The following is a 15,028-nucleotide window of genomic DNA, read 5'->3' as shown; positions in this document are numbered from 1 at the left end:
CTGCAAGTTAGGACAAAGCGGCAATCTGCTTGGAGCTTGCCGCTTGTGACTTAAAGCTTTGATCAGCTGTCCAGCGCCTTGTACTTCTCGCGCAGGTGGTTGCGGATCCACACGGCCGACAGGTTGAGGGAGGCGATCACCAGCACCAGCAGCAGTGCCGTGGCGTACACCAGCGGCCGCGCGGCCTCGACGTTCGGGCTCTGGAAGCCGACGTCATAGATGTGGAAGCCCAGGTGCATGATCTTCTGGTCCAGGTGCAGGTACGGGTAGTTGCCGTCCACTGGCAGCGACGGCGCCAGCTTCACCACACCTACCAGCATCAGCGGCGCCACTTCACCGGCGGCGCGGGCCACGGCGAGGATCATGCCGGTCATCATTGCCGGGCTGGCCATGGGCAGGACGATCTTCCACAGCGTCTCGGCCTTGGTCGCGCCCAGGGCCAGCGAGCCCTCGCGCACGGTACGGGGAATACGCGCCAGGCCTTCTTCGGTGGCCACGATCACCACCGGTACGGCCAGCAGGGCCAGGGTCAGCGATGCCCACAGCAGGCCCGGGGTACCCAGGGTAGGCGCCGGCAGTGCTTCGGGGAAGAACAGGCGGTCGATAGAACCACCCAGCACGTAGACGAAGAAGCCCAGGCCGAACACGCCGTAGACGATCGCCGGCACGCCAGCCAGGTTGTTCACCGCAATGCGGATCAGGCGGGTCACCGGGCCTTGCCGTGCGTATTCGCGCAGGTAGACGGCAGCCAGCACACCGAACGGGGTGACGATCACGGCCATGATCAGGGTCATCATCACGGTACCGAAAATGGCCGGGAAGATACCGCCTTCGGTGTTGGCCTCACGCGGGTCGTCGCTGAGGAACTCCCACACCTTGGCAAAGTACGTACCCAGCTTGGTGAAGCCGGACATGCCGTTCGGCTGGATGGCGTGCACCACCTTGCTCAGGTTGATTTCCACTTCACGGCCGTTGCCATCGCGGGCCACCAGGCTGTCGCGGGCGAAGGCCTGGTGCAGGCCGCTCAAGCGGTCTTCGATGGCCTTGTAGCGGCTGTTCAGCTCGGCGCGGTCGGCGTCCATGTCGGCCTGGGCGGCGGCGTCCAGCTTGCCGTCCAGCTCCAGCTTGCGCGCGTGCAGGCGCAGGCGCTCAAGGCCATGGTTGATGGCACCGATGTCCTTCTTCTCCAGCTGCTGCAGCTCACCATTGAGCTGGCTGGCACGCTTGAGGCGGGCCTGCAGTTCGTTCCAGGCAGCAGGGCCTTCGGCAACCACGCGGCCTTCTTCCTTGACGCTGACCAGGTAGCCATAGAAGTTGCCCCACTCGCGGCGCTCCAGGGCAATCAAGTCGGCCGGGCGCTGTTCATCGACCAGCCAGTCGCCGACCACCCAGGTGAAATCGCTGCCATTGAGGTCGCGGTTACCCACCTTGATCAGCTCGCGGGTCATGAACTCCGGGCCCTGCTCCGGTACCGGCAGGCCGGCCCCCTTCAGGCGGGCACGGGGTACCTCTTCCTTTTGCACCACTTCGCCGATGACGATGTGGTCAGCCTGGCCCGGTACCTTGTAGGTGGCCTGGACAAGATCGGCCGGCCAGAAGTGGCCCAGGCCGCGCACGGCAATCACCGCCAGCAGGCCAACGGTCATGATCACCGCCATGGCCACGGCGCCGCCGCTCATCCAGACGCCTGGGGCGCCGCTCTTGAACCAGCCTTTGAGGGAATCCTTTTTCACGGATCGCTACCTTTCTATCAAAGCGACGAGTATTTCTTGCGCAGACGCTGGCGAATCAGCTCGGCCAAGGTGTTCATTACGAACGTGAACATCAGCAGCACCAGCGCGGCCAGGAACAGCACGCGGTAGTGGCTGCCACCGACTTCCGATTCCGGCATTTCCACGGCCACGTTGGCGGCCAGGGTGCGCATGCCCTCGAACAGGTTCATTTCCATCACCGGGGTGTTGCCGGTGGCCATCAGCACGATCATGGTCTCGCCCACCGCACGGCCCATCCCGATCATCAGCGCCGAGAAAATACCCGGGCTGGCAGTGAGGATGACCACGCGGGTCAGGGTTTGCCAGGGCGTGGCGCCCAGGGCTAGCGAGCCCAGGGTCAGGCTGCGCGGCACGCTGAATACAGCATCTTCGGCAATGGAGTAGATGTTAGGGATGACCGCAAAGCCCATGGCGATACCCACTACCAGGGCGTTGCGCTGGTCGTAGGTGATGCCCAGGTCGTTGGTGATCCACAGGCGCATGTCACCGCCGAAGAACCAGTTTTCCAGGTGCGGGCTCATGGTCAGGGCGAACCAGCCGGTGAACAGGATGACCGGTATCAGGATCGCGGCTTCCCAGCCATCCGGCACACGCAGGCGGATCGACTCTGGCAGGCGGCTCCAGGTGAAGCCGGCCAGCAGGATGCCGAGCGGCATCAGCAGGAACAGGCTGAACACGCCTGGCAGGTGGCCTTCGAGGTACGGTGCCAGGAACAGGCCGGCGAAGAAGCCGAGGATCACCGTCGGCATCGCTTCCATCAGCTCGATCACCGGCTTGACCTTGCGGCGCATGCCCGGGGCCATGAAGTAGGCGGTGTAGATGGCGGCGGCAATGGCCAGCGGGGCGGCCAGGATCATCGCGTAGAACGCGGCTTTCAGCGTACCGAAGGTCAGCGGCGAAAGGCTCAGCTTGGGTTCGAAGTCGGTATTGGAAGCGGTCGATTGCCAGACGTATTTCGGTTCGTCGTAGTTCTCGTACCACACCTTGCCCCACAGCGCGCTGAAGGAAACTTCAGGGTGCGGGTTGCGCAGGCTCAGCGGCAGCAGCTTGCCGCCTTCTTCGATGATGATGCGGTTGGCACGCGGCGACAGGGCCAGAATACCAGGGCCTTCGGCAGCCGGCTCGACCAGCAGGGTGCGGTGCGCGGTGCTGTGGAACACGCCCAGCTTGCCGTCGGCGTCCAGGGCGATGAAGCCCTTGCGGCGCTCTTCGGCGTCAATCTGCACAACCGGGGCTTTGCCCATCTGGAAGGTACGGATCTGCTTGAAGCGCGATTCGCCGTCCGGGTCACGGGCCATGAACCATTGGGCCAGGCCACCTTTGGAGTCACCGATGATCAGCGAAATGCCGCCGACCAACTGGGCGCTGGCGGTGATTTCGGTGTCAGCGCTTTCGACCAGCTTGTAGCGGCCGTTGAGGCTCTTGTCACGCAGGCTGAACACGTCGGCGGTGGCGCGGCCGTTGATCACGTAGAGCCACTGCTGACGCGGGTCGATGAAGATGTTCTTCACCGCTTCGGTCATCTGCGGCAGCACGATACGGTTCTGCTCGGTGGTGACCTCTTCGGTCATCATGTTTTCGGTACGGGTCAGCTGCACCACCTGCAGGTGCGCGCCGGTGGACCCGGCCAGTACCAAGGTGTCGCCATTGACGTTGACGTTGACGTGCTCGAGCGCACGGCCCTGTTCGTCAAGCACGAACGGCTGCTCGCCGTACGGGTAGTCGATGCCGGGGGTGATGGTTTTCTTGTTGTCCGGGTAGGTGATCTTGTAGGTGTGGTGGAACACCAGCGCCTGACCATTGGACAAGCCCAGTACCACCAGCGGGCTGCCCGGCTGGTCGCTACTGATCGAGGTTACCTGGGTGTCTGCCGGCACTGGCAGGTCGACCCGCTTGAGCTCGTTACCGGTCTTGGTATCGAAGAACAGTGCCTGGCCCTTGTCCGAAACTCGCATTCCCACCAGGTTCTGTTCTTCAAGCGCGATCAGCAGCGGCTTGCCGGCATCCTGCTGCAGCCAAGCCGGCTCCAGGGCTTTCTTGCTGGTCAGCTCGGCGCCCTGGAACAGTGGCAACACCACATAGGCCAGGTAGAAGAAGATCAAGGTGATTGCCGCCAATACGGCAAGCCCGCCCACCAGCACGTACCAGCGGGTCAGGCGGTCCTTCAGCGCGCGCATGCGGCGCTTGCGTTGCAACCCGGGCGTATTGAAATCAATGCGCACGGGCTGGGAGTTTTGGGTCATGTTGGAATTGGCCAGATCATTCATGCGCACACCCTAGCGGTCCCGTGTGACAAAAACATTACAAAGTGGTGACGCGCGAAAGCCCGCCGCACAGGGGACCTGGCTTCGGACTGGAAATTCGTGGAAGAGGCCGGGCATCAGCACCGGCCCCTTCTTCAGTTAATTACTTCTTTGCGACGTTACCGGCGTGGGACAAGCCCAGGTCAGCCAGGGTCTTGTCGACGACTTTAGACGGCAGCGGGATGTAGCCATCCTTCACCACGACCTGCTGGCCCGCTTGCGACAGTACCAGCTTGACGAACTCGGCTTCCAGCGGGGCCAGAGGCTTGTTCGGGGCCTTGTTGACGTAGACGTACAGGAAGCGCGACAGCGGGTACTTGCCGTTCAGGGCGTTCTCTTCGTTGTCCTCGATGTACTCGGTGCTGCCTTTCTTGGCCAGCGGAACAGTCTTCACGCTGGCGGTCTTGTAGCCGATACCCGAGTAGCCGATGCCGTTCAGCGAGCTGCTGATCGACTGCACGACCGAAGCCGAGCCAGGCTGTTCGTTGACGTTAGGCTTGAAGTCGCCTTTGCACAGGGCTTCTTCCTTGAAGTAGCCGTAGGTGCCCGATACCGAGTTACGGCCGAACAGCTGCACTGGCTTGTTGGCCAGGTCGCCGGTCACACCCAGGTCGCCCCAGGTTTTCACGTCTGCCTTGCCACCGCACAGGCGGGTGGAGGAGAAGACCGCATCGACCTGCTCCATGGTCAGGCCTTTGATCGGGTTGTCCTTGTGCACGAACACGGCCAGGGCGTCGACGGCGACCGGGATGGCGGTCGGCTTGTAGCCGTACTTCTGCTCGAAGGCCTGCAGCTCGACGTCCTTCATCTTGCGGCTCATCGGGCCGAGGTTGGCGGTGCCTTCGGTCAGCGCGGGTGGCGCAGTGGAAGAGCCGGCAGCCTGGATCTGGATGTTTACGTTCGGATATTCCTTCTTGTAGGCCTCGGCCCACAGAGTCATCAGGTTCGCGAGGGTATCGGAACCGACGCTGGAGAGGTTGCCCGAAACACCGGTGGTTTTGGTGTAGGTCGGGATTGCAGGATCGACAGCGGCTACCGCGTTGGCGGTTGCAACGCCAGCGGCGGCAAAGGTGAGGGCCGCCATCAAACGCTTCAGTTTCATGCCTTGCTCCTAGCAGGAATATTGGGGTGTTGGATGGAACGGGCCCAAGTATCGGCAGGCCGCATGAACACGATATGACTTCATTGTGACAATTGGATGAAAGGCCATCATCTGTAGGAGCGGCCTTGTGTCGCGAAAGGGCTGCGAAGCAGCCCCATTAATTCATGCATCTACGCTGGCAACCTTGGGGCCGCGTTGCGGCCCTTTCGCGACACAAGGCCGCTCCTACAGGGGACGCGAGTAGCCGTAGTACAGATCAGCGCTTGTTGGCGAGCAGGTACAGGCCCACGGCCAGGCCAACGGCGCACAGCCCTGCCACGTAGTAGGCAGGTGCCATCGGGCTTACTTTCAGCAGCGCGGTCACCACCATCGGCGTCAAGCCACCAAAGATCGCGTAGGCCACGTTGTACGAGAACGACAGCCCGCTAAAGCGCACCGCCGCCGGGAATGCCTTGACCATTACATAAGGCACCGCGCCGATCACCCCCACGCACAGGCCGGTCAGCGCATACAGCGGGAACAGCAGCTCGGGCCGGGTCGGCAGGCTGTGGTAGAAGGTCCAGGAGCTGGCCAGCAGCAACAGGCTGCCGATCACGAACACCCGGCCCGCACCAAAGCGGTCGGCCAGGCTGCCGGCGCCGATGCAGCCGAAGCTGAGCAGCACGATGGCCATGCTGTTGGCCTTGAGCGAGTCGATCGGGCTGATGTGGTAGAAGCTCTGCAGCAGCGCCGGGGTCATCAGGATGACCACCACGATACCGGCCGACAGCATCCAGGTCAGCAGCATCGACAGGATGATCGGGCCGCGGTGGTCGCGCAGCACGGCGCGCAGCGGCAGCTCCTCGGCCAGCGCCTTGCGTTGCTGCATCTCGGCGAACACCGGGGTTTCGTGCAGCCAGCGGCGCAGGTACACCGAGAACAGGCCGAACACACCGCCAAGCAGGAACGGAATACGCCAGGCGTAATCGGCCACTTCTCCAGCGCTGTACACGCTGTTGATCAGGGTTGCCACCAGCGAGCCCAGCAGAATGCCGGCGGTCAAACCTGCTGTAAGGGTGCCGCAGGCATAGCCGGTGTTGCGCGCCGGTACGTGCTCGGAGACGAATACCCAGGCGCCCGGCACCTCGCCCCCAATCGCCGCGCCCTGGATCACCCGCATCAGCAGCAGCAGGATCGGCGCCCACATGCCAATTTGGGCATAGGTTGGCAGCAGGCCCATGATCAGGGTCGGCAGGGCCATCATGAAGATGCTCAGGGTGAACATCTTCTTGCGCCCGAGCAGGTCACCGAAGTGAGCCATGATGATGCCGCCCAGCGGCCGCGCCAGGTAGCCGGCGGCGAAAATGCCGAACGTTTGCATCAGGCGCAACCACTCGGGCATGTCGGCCGGGAAGAACAGCTTGCCAACCACCGTGGCGAAGAACACGAAGATGATGAAGTCGTAGAACTCCAGTGCGCCACCCAGGGCGGACAGTGAGAGTGTCTTGTAATCACTGCGGGTCAGCGGCCGCGGGGGCTGCTCGATACTGCTCGGCACGGAAGTCATCGCTCGTTGTTCTCTTGTAGGGCATGCAGGCCGCTTGGCACGCGGCTTCTGGATTGGGAGACAAGCGAAGATAGCAAATTGCCGAGGCGCGCCGAAAGCGATACAAAATCCATACAGATATTCATGAATGCGCGGTCGTCGCTGGCAGTTATGCTCTATATACTGGCGATTCGTAGGAAAAGGTTGCTGCCAGCGTGGGATGTTGTGCGAAAACGCCGGTCTTTATGTCAGACGGTTTCGCAGAGTTTCCCTACGGCCGTCCAGTGAAACGAAATCGGCGTAGTATGTTTCAAGCTGAATCGTTTACCCGGCCTTTGCGCCACACCAACGAAAAGCGTCACGGGTCAGAGGCCCCATCGCATGATTGAGCTCGAACAAGAAGATCCAATCCCGCAAGGCGACCTGGCCTTGCAGATCACCGCACTCCCGCGCGAAACCAACGGGTTTGGCGACATCTTCGGCGGCTGGCTGGTTGCCCAGATGGACCTGGCCGGCACCGCCATGGCCAGCCGCGTCGCCGGAGGCCGTGTGGCGACCGTGGCCATCGAACGCATGGCGTTCCTGGTACCCGTCGCGGTGGGCGCACAGCTGTCGTTCTATACCCAGACCCTGGAAATCGGCCGCAGCTCGATCCAGATGATGGTCGAAGTGTGGAGCGACGACCCGTTGTCCAGTGAATGGCGCAAGGTTACCGAAGCGGCATTCGTCTTCGTTGCCATCGACGGCAGTGGCCGCACCCGTTCCGTGCCTCGTCGCTGAGCCACGCGGGCGGTAAACTCATTGCATATGCCCGGGTCCAAGGCCCACTGGCAATCAATGAGACGAACGCAATGGCTACCTTCCAGGTCGTAACCGAGCAACATGGCGAACTCAACTGCTGGCGTATCAGCAGCGACCGCGCCGAACTCCTGATCGCCCAGCAGGGCGCACAGATCCTCAGCTACCAGCGGGTCGGCGAGCCGCCGCTGCTGTGGCTGAGCGACCAGGCCATCTTCCGCCACGGCAAGTCGGTACGCGCCGGTGTGCCGGTGTGCTGGCCGTGGTTCGGCAACCTGCAGCGCAACCCCCAGGCCGTTCAGGCCATGTACCACGGCGAGCAGGCGCCTGCTCACGGGCTGGCGCGCTCGCGTGACTGGCAGCTGCTGGGTATCGAGGAAACGGGCAACGGCCTGCGCATCGAATTCGAATTGCCTGAAGCGCAGGGCGACCTGCCCGGCTGGCCCCATGACGTCGAACTGAAACTGGTGGTGGAGCTGGGTGATGCGCTGAAGCTTAAGCTGACAAGCCGCAACATGGGTAATACCCCCGTTACCATCAGCCAGGCACTGCACAGTTACTTCGCGGTCAGCGATGTGCGCCAGGCGCGGGTCGAAGGCGTCGAAGGCCTGGGCTATATCGAAACCCTTGCGGACTGGGAACAGCGTCAGCAGCAGGGCGCACTGGGGTTTGCCGGGGAGACTGACCGGATCTACCTCGACACCCCGCAGACCCTGAGCATTGTCGACCCGCACTGGAACCGGCGGATTACCCTGACCAGCAGTGGCTCGCGGTCGGCGGTGATCTGGAACCCATGGACCGAGCGGGCCAGGGAGCTGGCGGACATGGCTGACGACGGCTGGCAGCGCATGCTGTGCATCGAGACAGCGAATGTGTGGGATGACCTGGTGGAATTGAAGCCTGGCGCGAGTCATTCACTGAGCGTGGTAGTTGCCAGCGAAGCGCTTTGATCTGAAGCCCCCGGGACCGCTGCGCGGTCCTTTCGCGACACAAGGTCGCTCCTACAAGGGACCGCGCAACGCCTGAGGCCCGTGGTGACCCTGTGGGAGCGGGTTTACCCGCGAATACGCCGGTGCAGGCAATCAGAGGTCTGCGTCTTCCACCACCCTCACCTTGCCCGCATCCAGTGCATAGGCCGCATCGGCCAGGTCATTGCTGACCTTTTCCACCTTCAGCTTGCCGCTGACCCACAGCGGTGTGTAGATGTCATCGATCTTCAACCCTTTCGGGTAGCGCACCAGCACCAGCTGGTTCGGCGGCGGTGGCGGCACATGAATGCACGCGCCTGGGTACGGCACCAGGAAGAACAGCGTGCTGTTGCCCTTGGCATCGCTTTCCAGCGGCACCGGGTAGCCGCCCAGACGAATGTCCTTGCCGTTCATGGCCGCCACGGTCTTGGTCGAATACATCACCGCTGGCAGGCCCTTGCTCTGTTTCAGCCCGCCCTTGTCGGTAAACGTGCCCATGGCTTCTGGCGAGTTGTGGTCGATTTCGGGCATTTGCTCGAGCGCCTTCTGATCCGACTTGGGCATCAGCTCCAGCCAGTCGGTTTCAGGCAGTTCGGCATGGGCCAGGGTACTGGCCAACAGGAGGGGGACGAGGAAAAAGGCTCGCATGGCAATGCTCGGCAACTCGAATGAATTGCCGGGCATTCTAACCAGTATTCAGCGTTTCTTGATGAATCCGTAGATCACCAGAAGGACCACGGCACCGACCAGCGCGCCAAAGAAGCCCGCCGCCTGCCCGGCTTGGTAGATGCCCAGTGCCTGGCCGCCATAGGTAGCCAGCAAGGAGCCGGCAATACCCAGCAGGATGGTCATGATCCAGCCCATGCTGTCGTCGCCCGGCTTGATGAAGCGGGCCAGCAGGCCGACGATGAGGCCGATGAAGATGGTTCCAATGATGCCCATGGCAATCCCTCTGCAGTGAATATGGAGCAAGCCAAAGCCTAGACGGGCTTTGGCTTGTTGCCATGTTCAGAGGGCAAGCCGCTTGCAGAAGTTCGATTTGCAGCCCGATCAGTTACTGATCAGAGCCTCTACTTCGGCAATCTTGCGCTCGAGGGTGGCCATGTCATGGCAGCGCAGGGTGGCGTGGCCAACCTTGCGGCCGACCTTGAAGGCCTTGCCGTAGTGGTGCAGGTGGCAGTCGCCGATGGCGACAACCTTGTCCACGGCCGGCACTTCACCGATGAAGTTGAGCATCGCACTCTCGCCCACCTTGGCGGTCGAGCCCAGCGGCAGGCCGGCAACGGCGCGCAGGTGGTTCTCGAACTGGCTGCACTCGGCGCCTTCGATGGTCCAGTGCCCGGAGTTGTGCACGCGCGGGGCGATTTCGTTGGCCTTCAGGCCACCGTCCACTTCAAAGAACTCGAAGGCCATGACGCCGACGTAGTCCAGCTTCTGCAGCACACGGCCCACGTAGTCTTCGGCCAGGGCCTGCAGCGGGTGCGCCTGGCTGGCCACCGACAGGCGCAGGATGCCGCTTTCGTGGGTGTTGTGCACCAGCGGGTAGAAGCGGGTTTCGCCATCACGGGCACGCACGGCCACCAGCGACACTTCGCCAGTGAACGGCACGAAGCCTTCCAGCAGGCACGGCACGCTGCCCAGCTCGGCGAAGGTGCCTACCACGTCTTCTGGCGTGCGCAGCACCTTCTGACCCTTGCCGTCGTAGCCCAGGGTGCGGGTTTTCAGCACGGCCGGCAGGCCGATGCTGGCTACCGCAGCGTCCAGGTCTGCCTGGGAGAGGATGTCGGCGAAGGCCGGAGTCGGGATACCCAGGTCGCGGAACATGCTTTTTTCGAACAGACGGTCGCGGGCGATGCGCAGCGCTTCGGCGCTGGGGTACACCGGCACGAACTGCGAGAGGAAGGCCACGGTCTCGGCCGGGACGCTTTCGAACTCGAAAGTGACCAGGTCGACTTCGTCGGCCAGCTGGCGCAGGTGGTCCTGGTCGCCGTAGTCGGCACGCAGGTGCTCGCCCAACGGCGCGGCACAGGCGTCCGGTGCCGGGTCGAGGAAGGCGAAGTTCATGCCCAGCGGGGTGCCCGCCAGGGCCAGCATGCGGCCCAGCTGGCCGCCACCGATTACACCGATCTTCATGGGTTGAGCCTCAAGCCTGGCGCGGGTCTGGGTTGTCCAGCACAGTGTCGGTCTGTTCCGTGCGGAACTGCTTGAGCGCCGCGTGGTACTGCGGGTACTTGGCGCCCAGGATGCTGGCCGACAGCAGCGCAGCGTTGATCGCACCGGCACGGCCGATGGCCAGCGTGGCAACCGGCACGCCGGCTGGCATCTGCACGATCGACAGCAGCGAATCGACACCCGACAGCATCGACGACTGCACCGGCACGCCCAGCACCGGCAGGTGGGTCTTGGCGGCGCACATGCCTGGCAGGTGGGCTGCGCCACCGGCACCGGCGATGATCACCTCGATGCCGCGGCCTTCGGCCTCCTCGGCATACTGGAACAGCAGATCCGGGGTGCGGTGGGCAGAAACCACCTTCACTTCGTAGGGAATGCCGAGTTTTTCCAGCATATCGGCGGTGTGGCTAAGGGTGGACCAATCGGACTTGGAGCCCATGATCACGCCAACCAGTGCACTCATCGTCGAGCCTCTTCGCTTGTGCGCCCGCGGGCGCGTCAAAAAACAACAAGCCACGCGGGACGACCGGCGTGGCTTGTTTGCTGATCTGGACCGGACGCATCCGGTCGAAAGGCCGCGCAGTATACCGTAAGGTGGTGCGTTTAAGGCACCCCGGCGACCAACTGTCGGGCCTTATTTTTCGGGGCTTTGGCTGACTTTTGGGTCAACCGCCGCCGTACCCTCGAGCTTGCGCCATAACAGCCTGACGTTGGCCTTGCGCACCAGGGCGCAGCGGTACAGGCGAATTTCCAGTGGCACGTGCCACTGGCTGCCGCCACAGACGGCCAGCTCGCCCCGCTCCAGCTCGCCACGCATCGACAGGCGCGGTACCCAGGCAATACCCATGCCCTCCAGCGCCATGCTCTTGAGGCTGTCGGCCATGGCGGTTTCATAGACCGTTGTATAGCGCAGGTTGCGCTGGCGCAGCAGCAAATTGACCGAGCGGCCCAGGAAGGCGCCAGCGGTATAGGCCAGCAACGGTACGCTGCCCTCACCTTCCAGGTCGAACAACGGCTTGCCATCGGCATCCACGGCGCACACCGGCAACATTTCGGTGTTGCCCATGTGCAGCGACGGGAAGATCTCGGCGTCCATCTGCAGGGCCGCGTCCGGGTCATAGAAGGCCAGCATCAGGTCGCAGCCACCTTCGCGTAATGCATGCACGGCATCTCCGACGTTAGTCGCAACCAGGCGCGTGGCGATGTTCAAACCGTCGTTGCGCAACTGGGCCACCCACCGGGGGAAAAAGCCCGACGCCAGGGAGTGTGCCGCAGCCACCTGCACCACCTCGCCCTGCCCGCCCTCAAGATGATGCAAATGGCGGAGAATTTCGCCCAACTGGTCGACAACCGTGCGCGCTGTGACGAGAAAAAGCTGGCCGGCTTCGGTCAGTTCGATGGGCGTGCGGGAACGATTCACCAGTTGCAACCCCAACGCCGCTTCAAGGCTGCGAATACGCCGGCTGAAGGCCGGTTGGGTGACGAAACGCCGCTCTGCGGCCTGGGAAAAACTGCGGGTAGAAGCCAGCGCACTGAAATCTTCCAGCCATTTGCTTTCAAGGTTCACGAAGCACATCTCCCGGCGTGCACCAAAATGGAACACGCTCGAATGTCAATTGGCGTCACATGAAACACTATGCCGTTTGTGCATAGGTTAGCGTGCAACAGCATTGGCCGCAAAATCACCTTCAGGCCTAGGATTGGCGCCATTCCGGCATGTGCCGGGTCAAATTCGAGATGATATACATCATGTCCTCCGCTGCATCGTTCCGCGTCGAAAAAGATCTGTTGGGTACCCTTGAAGTTCCTGCTGATGCCTACTACGGCATCCAGACCCTGCGCGCTGCCAACAACTTCCACCTCTCCGGCGTTCCGCTGTCGCACTACCCGAAACTGGTAGTGGGCCTGGCGATGGTCAAGCAGGCAGCTGCTGACGCCAACCGTGAGCTGGGGCACTTGAGCGATGCCAAGCACGCCGCGATCAGCGCAGCCTGCGCACGACTGATCAAGGGCGACTACCACGAGCAGTTCGTGGTGGACATGATTCAAGGCGGTGCTGGTACTTCTACCAACATGAACGCCAACGAAGTCATCGCCAACATCGCGCTGGAGGCCATGGGCCACCAGAAGGGTGAGTACCAGTACCTGCACCCGAACAACGATGTGAACATGGCGCAGTCGACCAACGACGCCTACCCGACCGCTATCCGTCTGGGCCTGCTGCTGGGTCACGACGCTCTGCTGGCCAGCCTCGACAGCCTGATCCAGGCCTTCGCAGCCAAAGGTAAAGAGTTCGACCACGTACTGAAGATGGGCCGTACCCAACTGCAAGACGCCGTGCCGATGACCCTGGGCCAGGAATTCCGCGCCTTCGCCACCACCATGACCGAAGACCTCAACCGTCTGCGTTCGCTGGCGCCTGAGCTGCTGACCGAAATCAACCTGGGTGGTACTGCCATCGGTACCGGCATCAACGCCGACCCGGGCTACCAGATGCTCGCCGTACAGCGCCTGGCAACCATCAGCGGCCAGCCGCTGGTGCCAGCTGCCGACCTGATCGAAGCCACCTCCGACATGGGCGCCTTCGTGCTGTTCTCCGGCATGCTCAAGCGTACCGCCGTCAAGCTGTCGAAGATCTGCAACGACCTGCGCCTGCTGTCCAGCGGCCCGCGCACCGGCATCAACGAGATCAACCTGCCAGCGCGTCAGCCAGGCAGCTCGATCATGCCAGGCAAGGTCAACCCGGTTATCCCGGAAGCCGTCAACCAAGTCGCCTTCGCCATCATGGGCAACGACCTGGCCCTGACCGTCGCCGCCGAAGGTGGCCAGCTGCAGCTGAACGTGATGGAGCCGCTGATCGCCTACAAGATCTTCGACTCGATCCGCCTGCTGCAACGCGCCATGGACATGCTGCGCGAGCACTGCATCGTCGGCATCACTGCCAACGAACAGCGCTGCCGTGAACTGGTCGAGCACTCGATCGGCCTGGTCACCGCCCTGAACCCGTACATCGGCTACGAAAACGCCACCCGTATCGCCCGCGTTGCCCTGGAAACCGGCCGCGGCGTACTGGAACTGGTGCGCGAAGAGAAGCTGCTGGACGAAGAGATGCTCAACGACATCCTGCGTCCGGAAAACATGATCGCTCCACGTCTGGTTCCGCTGAAGGCGTAACCCGGCCGCTGCAAACAGTCTCACCAGGTTAAGGGACTAGACACCTCTCAACCTTTCAAGGCCCGAGCGATTGCTTCGGGCCTTTTTTTTGCCTGAGGGATGGCGGGGCCGCAAAGCGGCACCGGGATATCGGCACACAACTTGCTCCATAATGCGTCCCAGCCCCCCGGGATTACCCAGCATGCTGCACAGTCACCTGACCACCCTCAACGCAGTTTCGCTGATCCTCAACGTCTTCCAGGCAGACGGTTGCGAGGCTTCGGCGCTGCTGGCCGGCAGCGGCATTGGCCCGGCAGACCTGGGGCACGCCGATGCGCGCATCACCACCCAGCAGGAACTGCAGGTGTGCGCCAACGCCGTGGCCCGGCGCGAGGACATCGGCCTGGAACTGGGCCGCCGCATGCACGTGTCGTGCTACGGCATGCTGGGTTACGCCCTGCTCTCCAGTGCCACTTTGGGTGACGCCTTGCGCCTGGCGCTGCAATATCCGGCACTGCTGGGAACAGTCTTCAAGCTGCGGTTGCTCGACGATGGCCAGCGGGTCTGGTTCAGCGCCAGCGATTACCACGACAGCCCGGCGCTGAGCGCTTTCAACGCAGAGTTCTGCCTGGTGTCGCTGAAAGTCATCTGCGATGACCTGCTTGGCCGCCCGCTACCATTGCTGGGCGCCCGCTTCGAGCACCCACGGCCCGACTACCACGCGCGCTATGCCGGTGCATTCCAGTGCCCGGTCGGGTTTGCCGCCGAGGACAATGCCTTTGCCTTCGAGCGGCGCTGGCTGGATACGCCGCTGCCGCTGGCCGACCCGATTACCCACAAGGCCATGAGCGAACGCTGCCGGCGCCTGAACCTTGAGTTCACCGGCCGTCAGGCCTGGCTGGGGCGGATTCGCCAGCTGCTGGCACAGCAACTGGATGCCGCGCCTGGGCTGGAGGGCCTGGCACGGCAGATGAACTGCTCCTCGCGCACCTTGCGCCGGCATTTGCAGGCGCTGGGCAGCAGTTATCAACAGCTGCTGGACGAGCTCAGGTTCGAACGAGCCAAGCAGTTGCTGGCCGATGAGCAGATGCCCATCTACCGTATTGCCGAGACCTTGGGGTTCAGCGAGACGGCCAGCTTCCGCCATGCCTTCCAGCGCTGGAGTGGTGTGGCACCCAGCCACTTCCGCGGTTGACCTGTTCCGGCCCTGTCGCCGGCAAGCCAGCTCCCACAGG

At 62.9% G+C, this 15,028-nt stretch carries 13 protein-coding genes; 4 read left to right on the top strand and 9 right to left on the bottom strand.

What is annotated here, in order from left to right; translation table 11 throughout:
- Positions 1 to 62: 62 nt before the first annotated feature.
- The 4 genes from pstA to ABI582_RS04395 form a co-directional block, all read right to left on the bottom strand.
- Positions 63 to 1,679 (bottom strand): phosphate ABC transporter permease PstA, encoded by a 1,617-nt coding sequence (pstA, locus tag ABI582_RS04410; protein ID WP_197862764.1) that lies wholly within the window; start codon positions 1,677 to 1,679, stop codon positions 63 to 65.
- 71 nt (positions 1,680 to 1,750) lie between these two features.
- A complete protein-coding gene (locus ABI582_RS04405; protein ID WP_442118502.1) occupies positions 1,751 to 4,039 on the bottom strand; it encodes an ABC transporter permease subunit in 2,289 nt (762 codons plus the stop codon).
- A gap of 139 nt (positions 4,040 to 4,178) precedes the next feature.
- Positions 4,179 to 5,177 carry a phosphate ABC transporter substrate-binding protein PstS gene (locus ABI582_RS04400; protein WP_016502256.1) on the bottom strand — a complete coding sequence of 333 codons (999 nt, stop codon included), beginning with the start codon at positions 5,175 to 5,177 and terminating at the stop codon, positions 4,179 to 4,181.
- Positions 5,178 to 5,433: 256 nt separating this feature from the next.
- Entirely contained in the window at positions 5,434 to 6,723 is a 1,290-nt protein-coding gene (locus ABI582_RS04395; RefSeq protein ID WP_442118501.1) for an MFS transporter, read from the bottom strand.
- A gap of 360 nt (positions 6,724 to 7,083) precedes the next feature.
- Between ABI582_RS04395 and ABI582_RS04390 the strand changes: the two genes are divergently transcribed.
- Positions 7,084 to 7,482 (top strand): acyl-CoA thioesterase, encoded by a 399-nt coding sequence (locus tag ABI582_RS04390; protein WP_016489852.1) that lies wholly within the window; start codon positions 7,084 to 7,086, stop codon positions 7,480 to 7,482.
- Between the two features lie 71 nt (positions 7,483 to 7,553).
- The gene (locus ABI582_RS04385; protein ID WP_442118500.1) at positions 7,554 to 8,450 is read left to right on the top strand and encodes a D-hexose-6-phosphate mutarotase; all 897 of its coding nucleotides are present in this window, start codon (positions 7,554 to 7,556) and stop codon (positions 8,448 to 8,450) included.
- 132 nt (positions 8,451 to 8,582) lie between these two features.
- Here ABI582_RS04385 and ABI582_RS04380 read toward each other — a convergent pair whose 3' ends face one another.
- The 5 genes from ABI582_RS04380 to ABI582_RS04360 form a co-directional block, all read right to left on the bottom strand.
- Positions 8,583 to 9,116, bottom strand: a complete 534-nt coding sequence (locus tag ABI582_RS04380) for a DUF3299 domain-containing protein (protein ID WP_161775560.1) — start codon at positions 9,114 to 9,116, stop codon at positions 8,583 to 8,585.
- 48 nt (positions 9,117 to 9,164) lie between these two features.
- Complete coding sequence (locus ABI582_RS04375) at positions 9,165 to 9,410, bottom strand: GlsB/YeaQ/YmgE family stress response membrane protein (RefSeq protein WP_010955824.1); 246 nt, start codon at positions 9,408 to 9,410, stop codon at positions 9,165 to 9,167.
- 108 nt (positions 9,411 to 9,518) lie between these two features.
- On the bottom strand, positions 9,519 to 10,601 hold the full coding sequence (locus ABI582_RS04370) for a 5-(carboxyamino)imidazole ribonucleotide synthase (RefSeq protein WP_016502259.1): 1,083 nt from the start codon (positions 10,599 to 10,601) through the stop codon (positions 9,519 to 9,521).
- 10 nt (positions 10,602 to 10,611) lie between these two features.
- On the bottom strand, positions 10,612 to 11,103 hold the full coding sequence (gene purE / locus ABI582_RS04365; protein ID WP_016489856.1) for a 5-(carboxyamino)imidazole ribonucleotide mutase: 492 nt from the start codon (positions 11,101 to 11,103) through the stop codon (positions 10,612 to 10,614).
- Positions 11,104 to 11,274: 171 nt separating this feature from the next.
- Positions 11,275 to 12,207 carry a LysR substrate-binding domain-containing protein gene (locus tag ABI582_RS04360; RefSeq protein WP_442118499.1) on the bottom strand — a complete coding sequence of 311 codons (933 nt, stop codon included), beginning with the start codon at positions 12,205 to 12,207 and terminating at the stop codon, positions 11,275 to 11,277.
- A 182-nt stretch (positions 12,208 to 12,389) separates the two neighbouring features.
- Here ABI582_RS04360 and aspA point away from each other — a divergent pair, with 182 nt between their 5' ends.
- Positions 12,390 to 13,814, top strand: coding sequence for an aspartate ammonia-lyase (gene aspA, locus ABI582_RS04355; protein WP_041168153.1), 1,425 nt, complete (start codon positions 12,390 to 12,392; stop codon positions 13,812 to 13,814).
- A 181-nt stretch (positions 13,815 to 13,995) separates the two neighbouring features.
- Positions 13,996 to 14,988 carry an AraC family transcriptional regulator gene (locus ABI582_RS04350; protein WP_442118498.1) on the top strand — a complete coding sequence of 331 codons (993 nt, stop codon included), beginning with the start codon at positions 13,996 to 13,998 and terminating at the stop codon, positions 14,986 to 14,988.
- Positions 14,989 to 15,028 lie beyond the last annotated feature (40 nt).

The organism is Pseudomonas sp. SAS7, assembly GCF_052112345.1.
GTDB classification, from domain to species: Bacteria; Pseudomonadota; Gammaproteobacteria; order Pseudomonadales; family Pseudomonadaceae; genus Aquipseudomonas; species Aquipseudomonas putida_Q.
The sequence above is the reverse complement of the archived record's forward strand: the minus strand, read 5'-3'. Positions and strand labels throughout refer to the sequence as shown.

What these genes read in the sequence shown, in the direction of transcription:
- pstA (WP_197862764.1), bottom strand. Translation starts at nt 1,679, where the DNA reads ATGAGCGGCGGCGCCGTGGCCATGGCGGTGATCATGACCGTTGGCCTG.
- ABI582_RS04405 (WP_442118502.1), bottom strand. Translation starts at nt 4,039, where the DNA reads ATGAATGATCTGGCCAATTCCAACATGACCCAAAACTCCCAGCCCGTG.
- ABI582_RS04400 (WP_016502256.1), bottom strand. Translation starts at nt 5,177, where the DNA reads ATGAAACTGAAGCGTTTGATGGCGGCCCTCACCTTTGCCGCCGCTGGC.
- ABI582_RS04395 (WP_442118501.1), bottom strand. Translation starts at nt 6,723, where the DNA reads ATGACTTCCGTGCCGAGCAGTATCGAGCAGCCCCCGCGGCCGCTGACC.
- ABI582_RS04390 (WP_016489852.1), top strand. Translation starts at nt 7,084, where the DNA reads ATGATTGAGCTCGAACAAGAAGATCCAATCCCGCAAGGCGACCTGGCC.
- ABI582_RS04385 (WP_442118500.1), top strand. Translation starts at nt 7,554, where the DNA reads ATGGCTACCTTCCAGGTCGTAACCGAGCAACATGGCGAACTCAACTGC.
- ABI582_RS04380 (WP_161775560.1), bottom strand. Translation starts at nt 9,116, where the DNA reads ATGCGAGCCTTTTTCCTCGTCCCCCTCCTGTTGGCCAGTACCCTGGCC.
- ABI582_RS04375 (WP_010955824.1), bottom strand. Translation starts at nt 9,410, where the DNA reads ATGGGCATCATTGGAACCATCTTCATCGGCCTCATCGTCGGCCTGCTG.
- ABI582_RS04370 (WP_016502259.1), bottom strand. Translation starts at nt 10,601, where the DNA reads ATGAAGATCGGTGTAATCGGTGGCGGCCAGCTGGGCCGCATGCTGGCC.
- purE (WP_016489856.1), bottom strand. Translation starts at nt 11,103, where the DNA reads ATGAGTGCACTGGTTGGCGTGATCATGGGCTCCAAGTCCGATTGGTCC.
- aspA (WP_041168153.1), top strand. Translation starts at nt 12,390, where the DNA reads ATGTCCTCCGCTGCATCGTTCCGCGTCGAAAAAGATCTGTTGGGTACC.
- ABI582_RS04350 (WP_442118498.1), top strand. Translation starts at nt 13,996, where the DNA reads ATGCTGCACAGTCACCTGACCACCCTCAACGCAGTTTCGCTGATCCTC.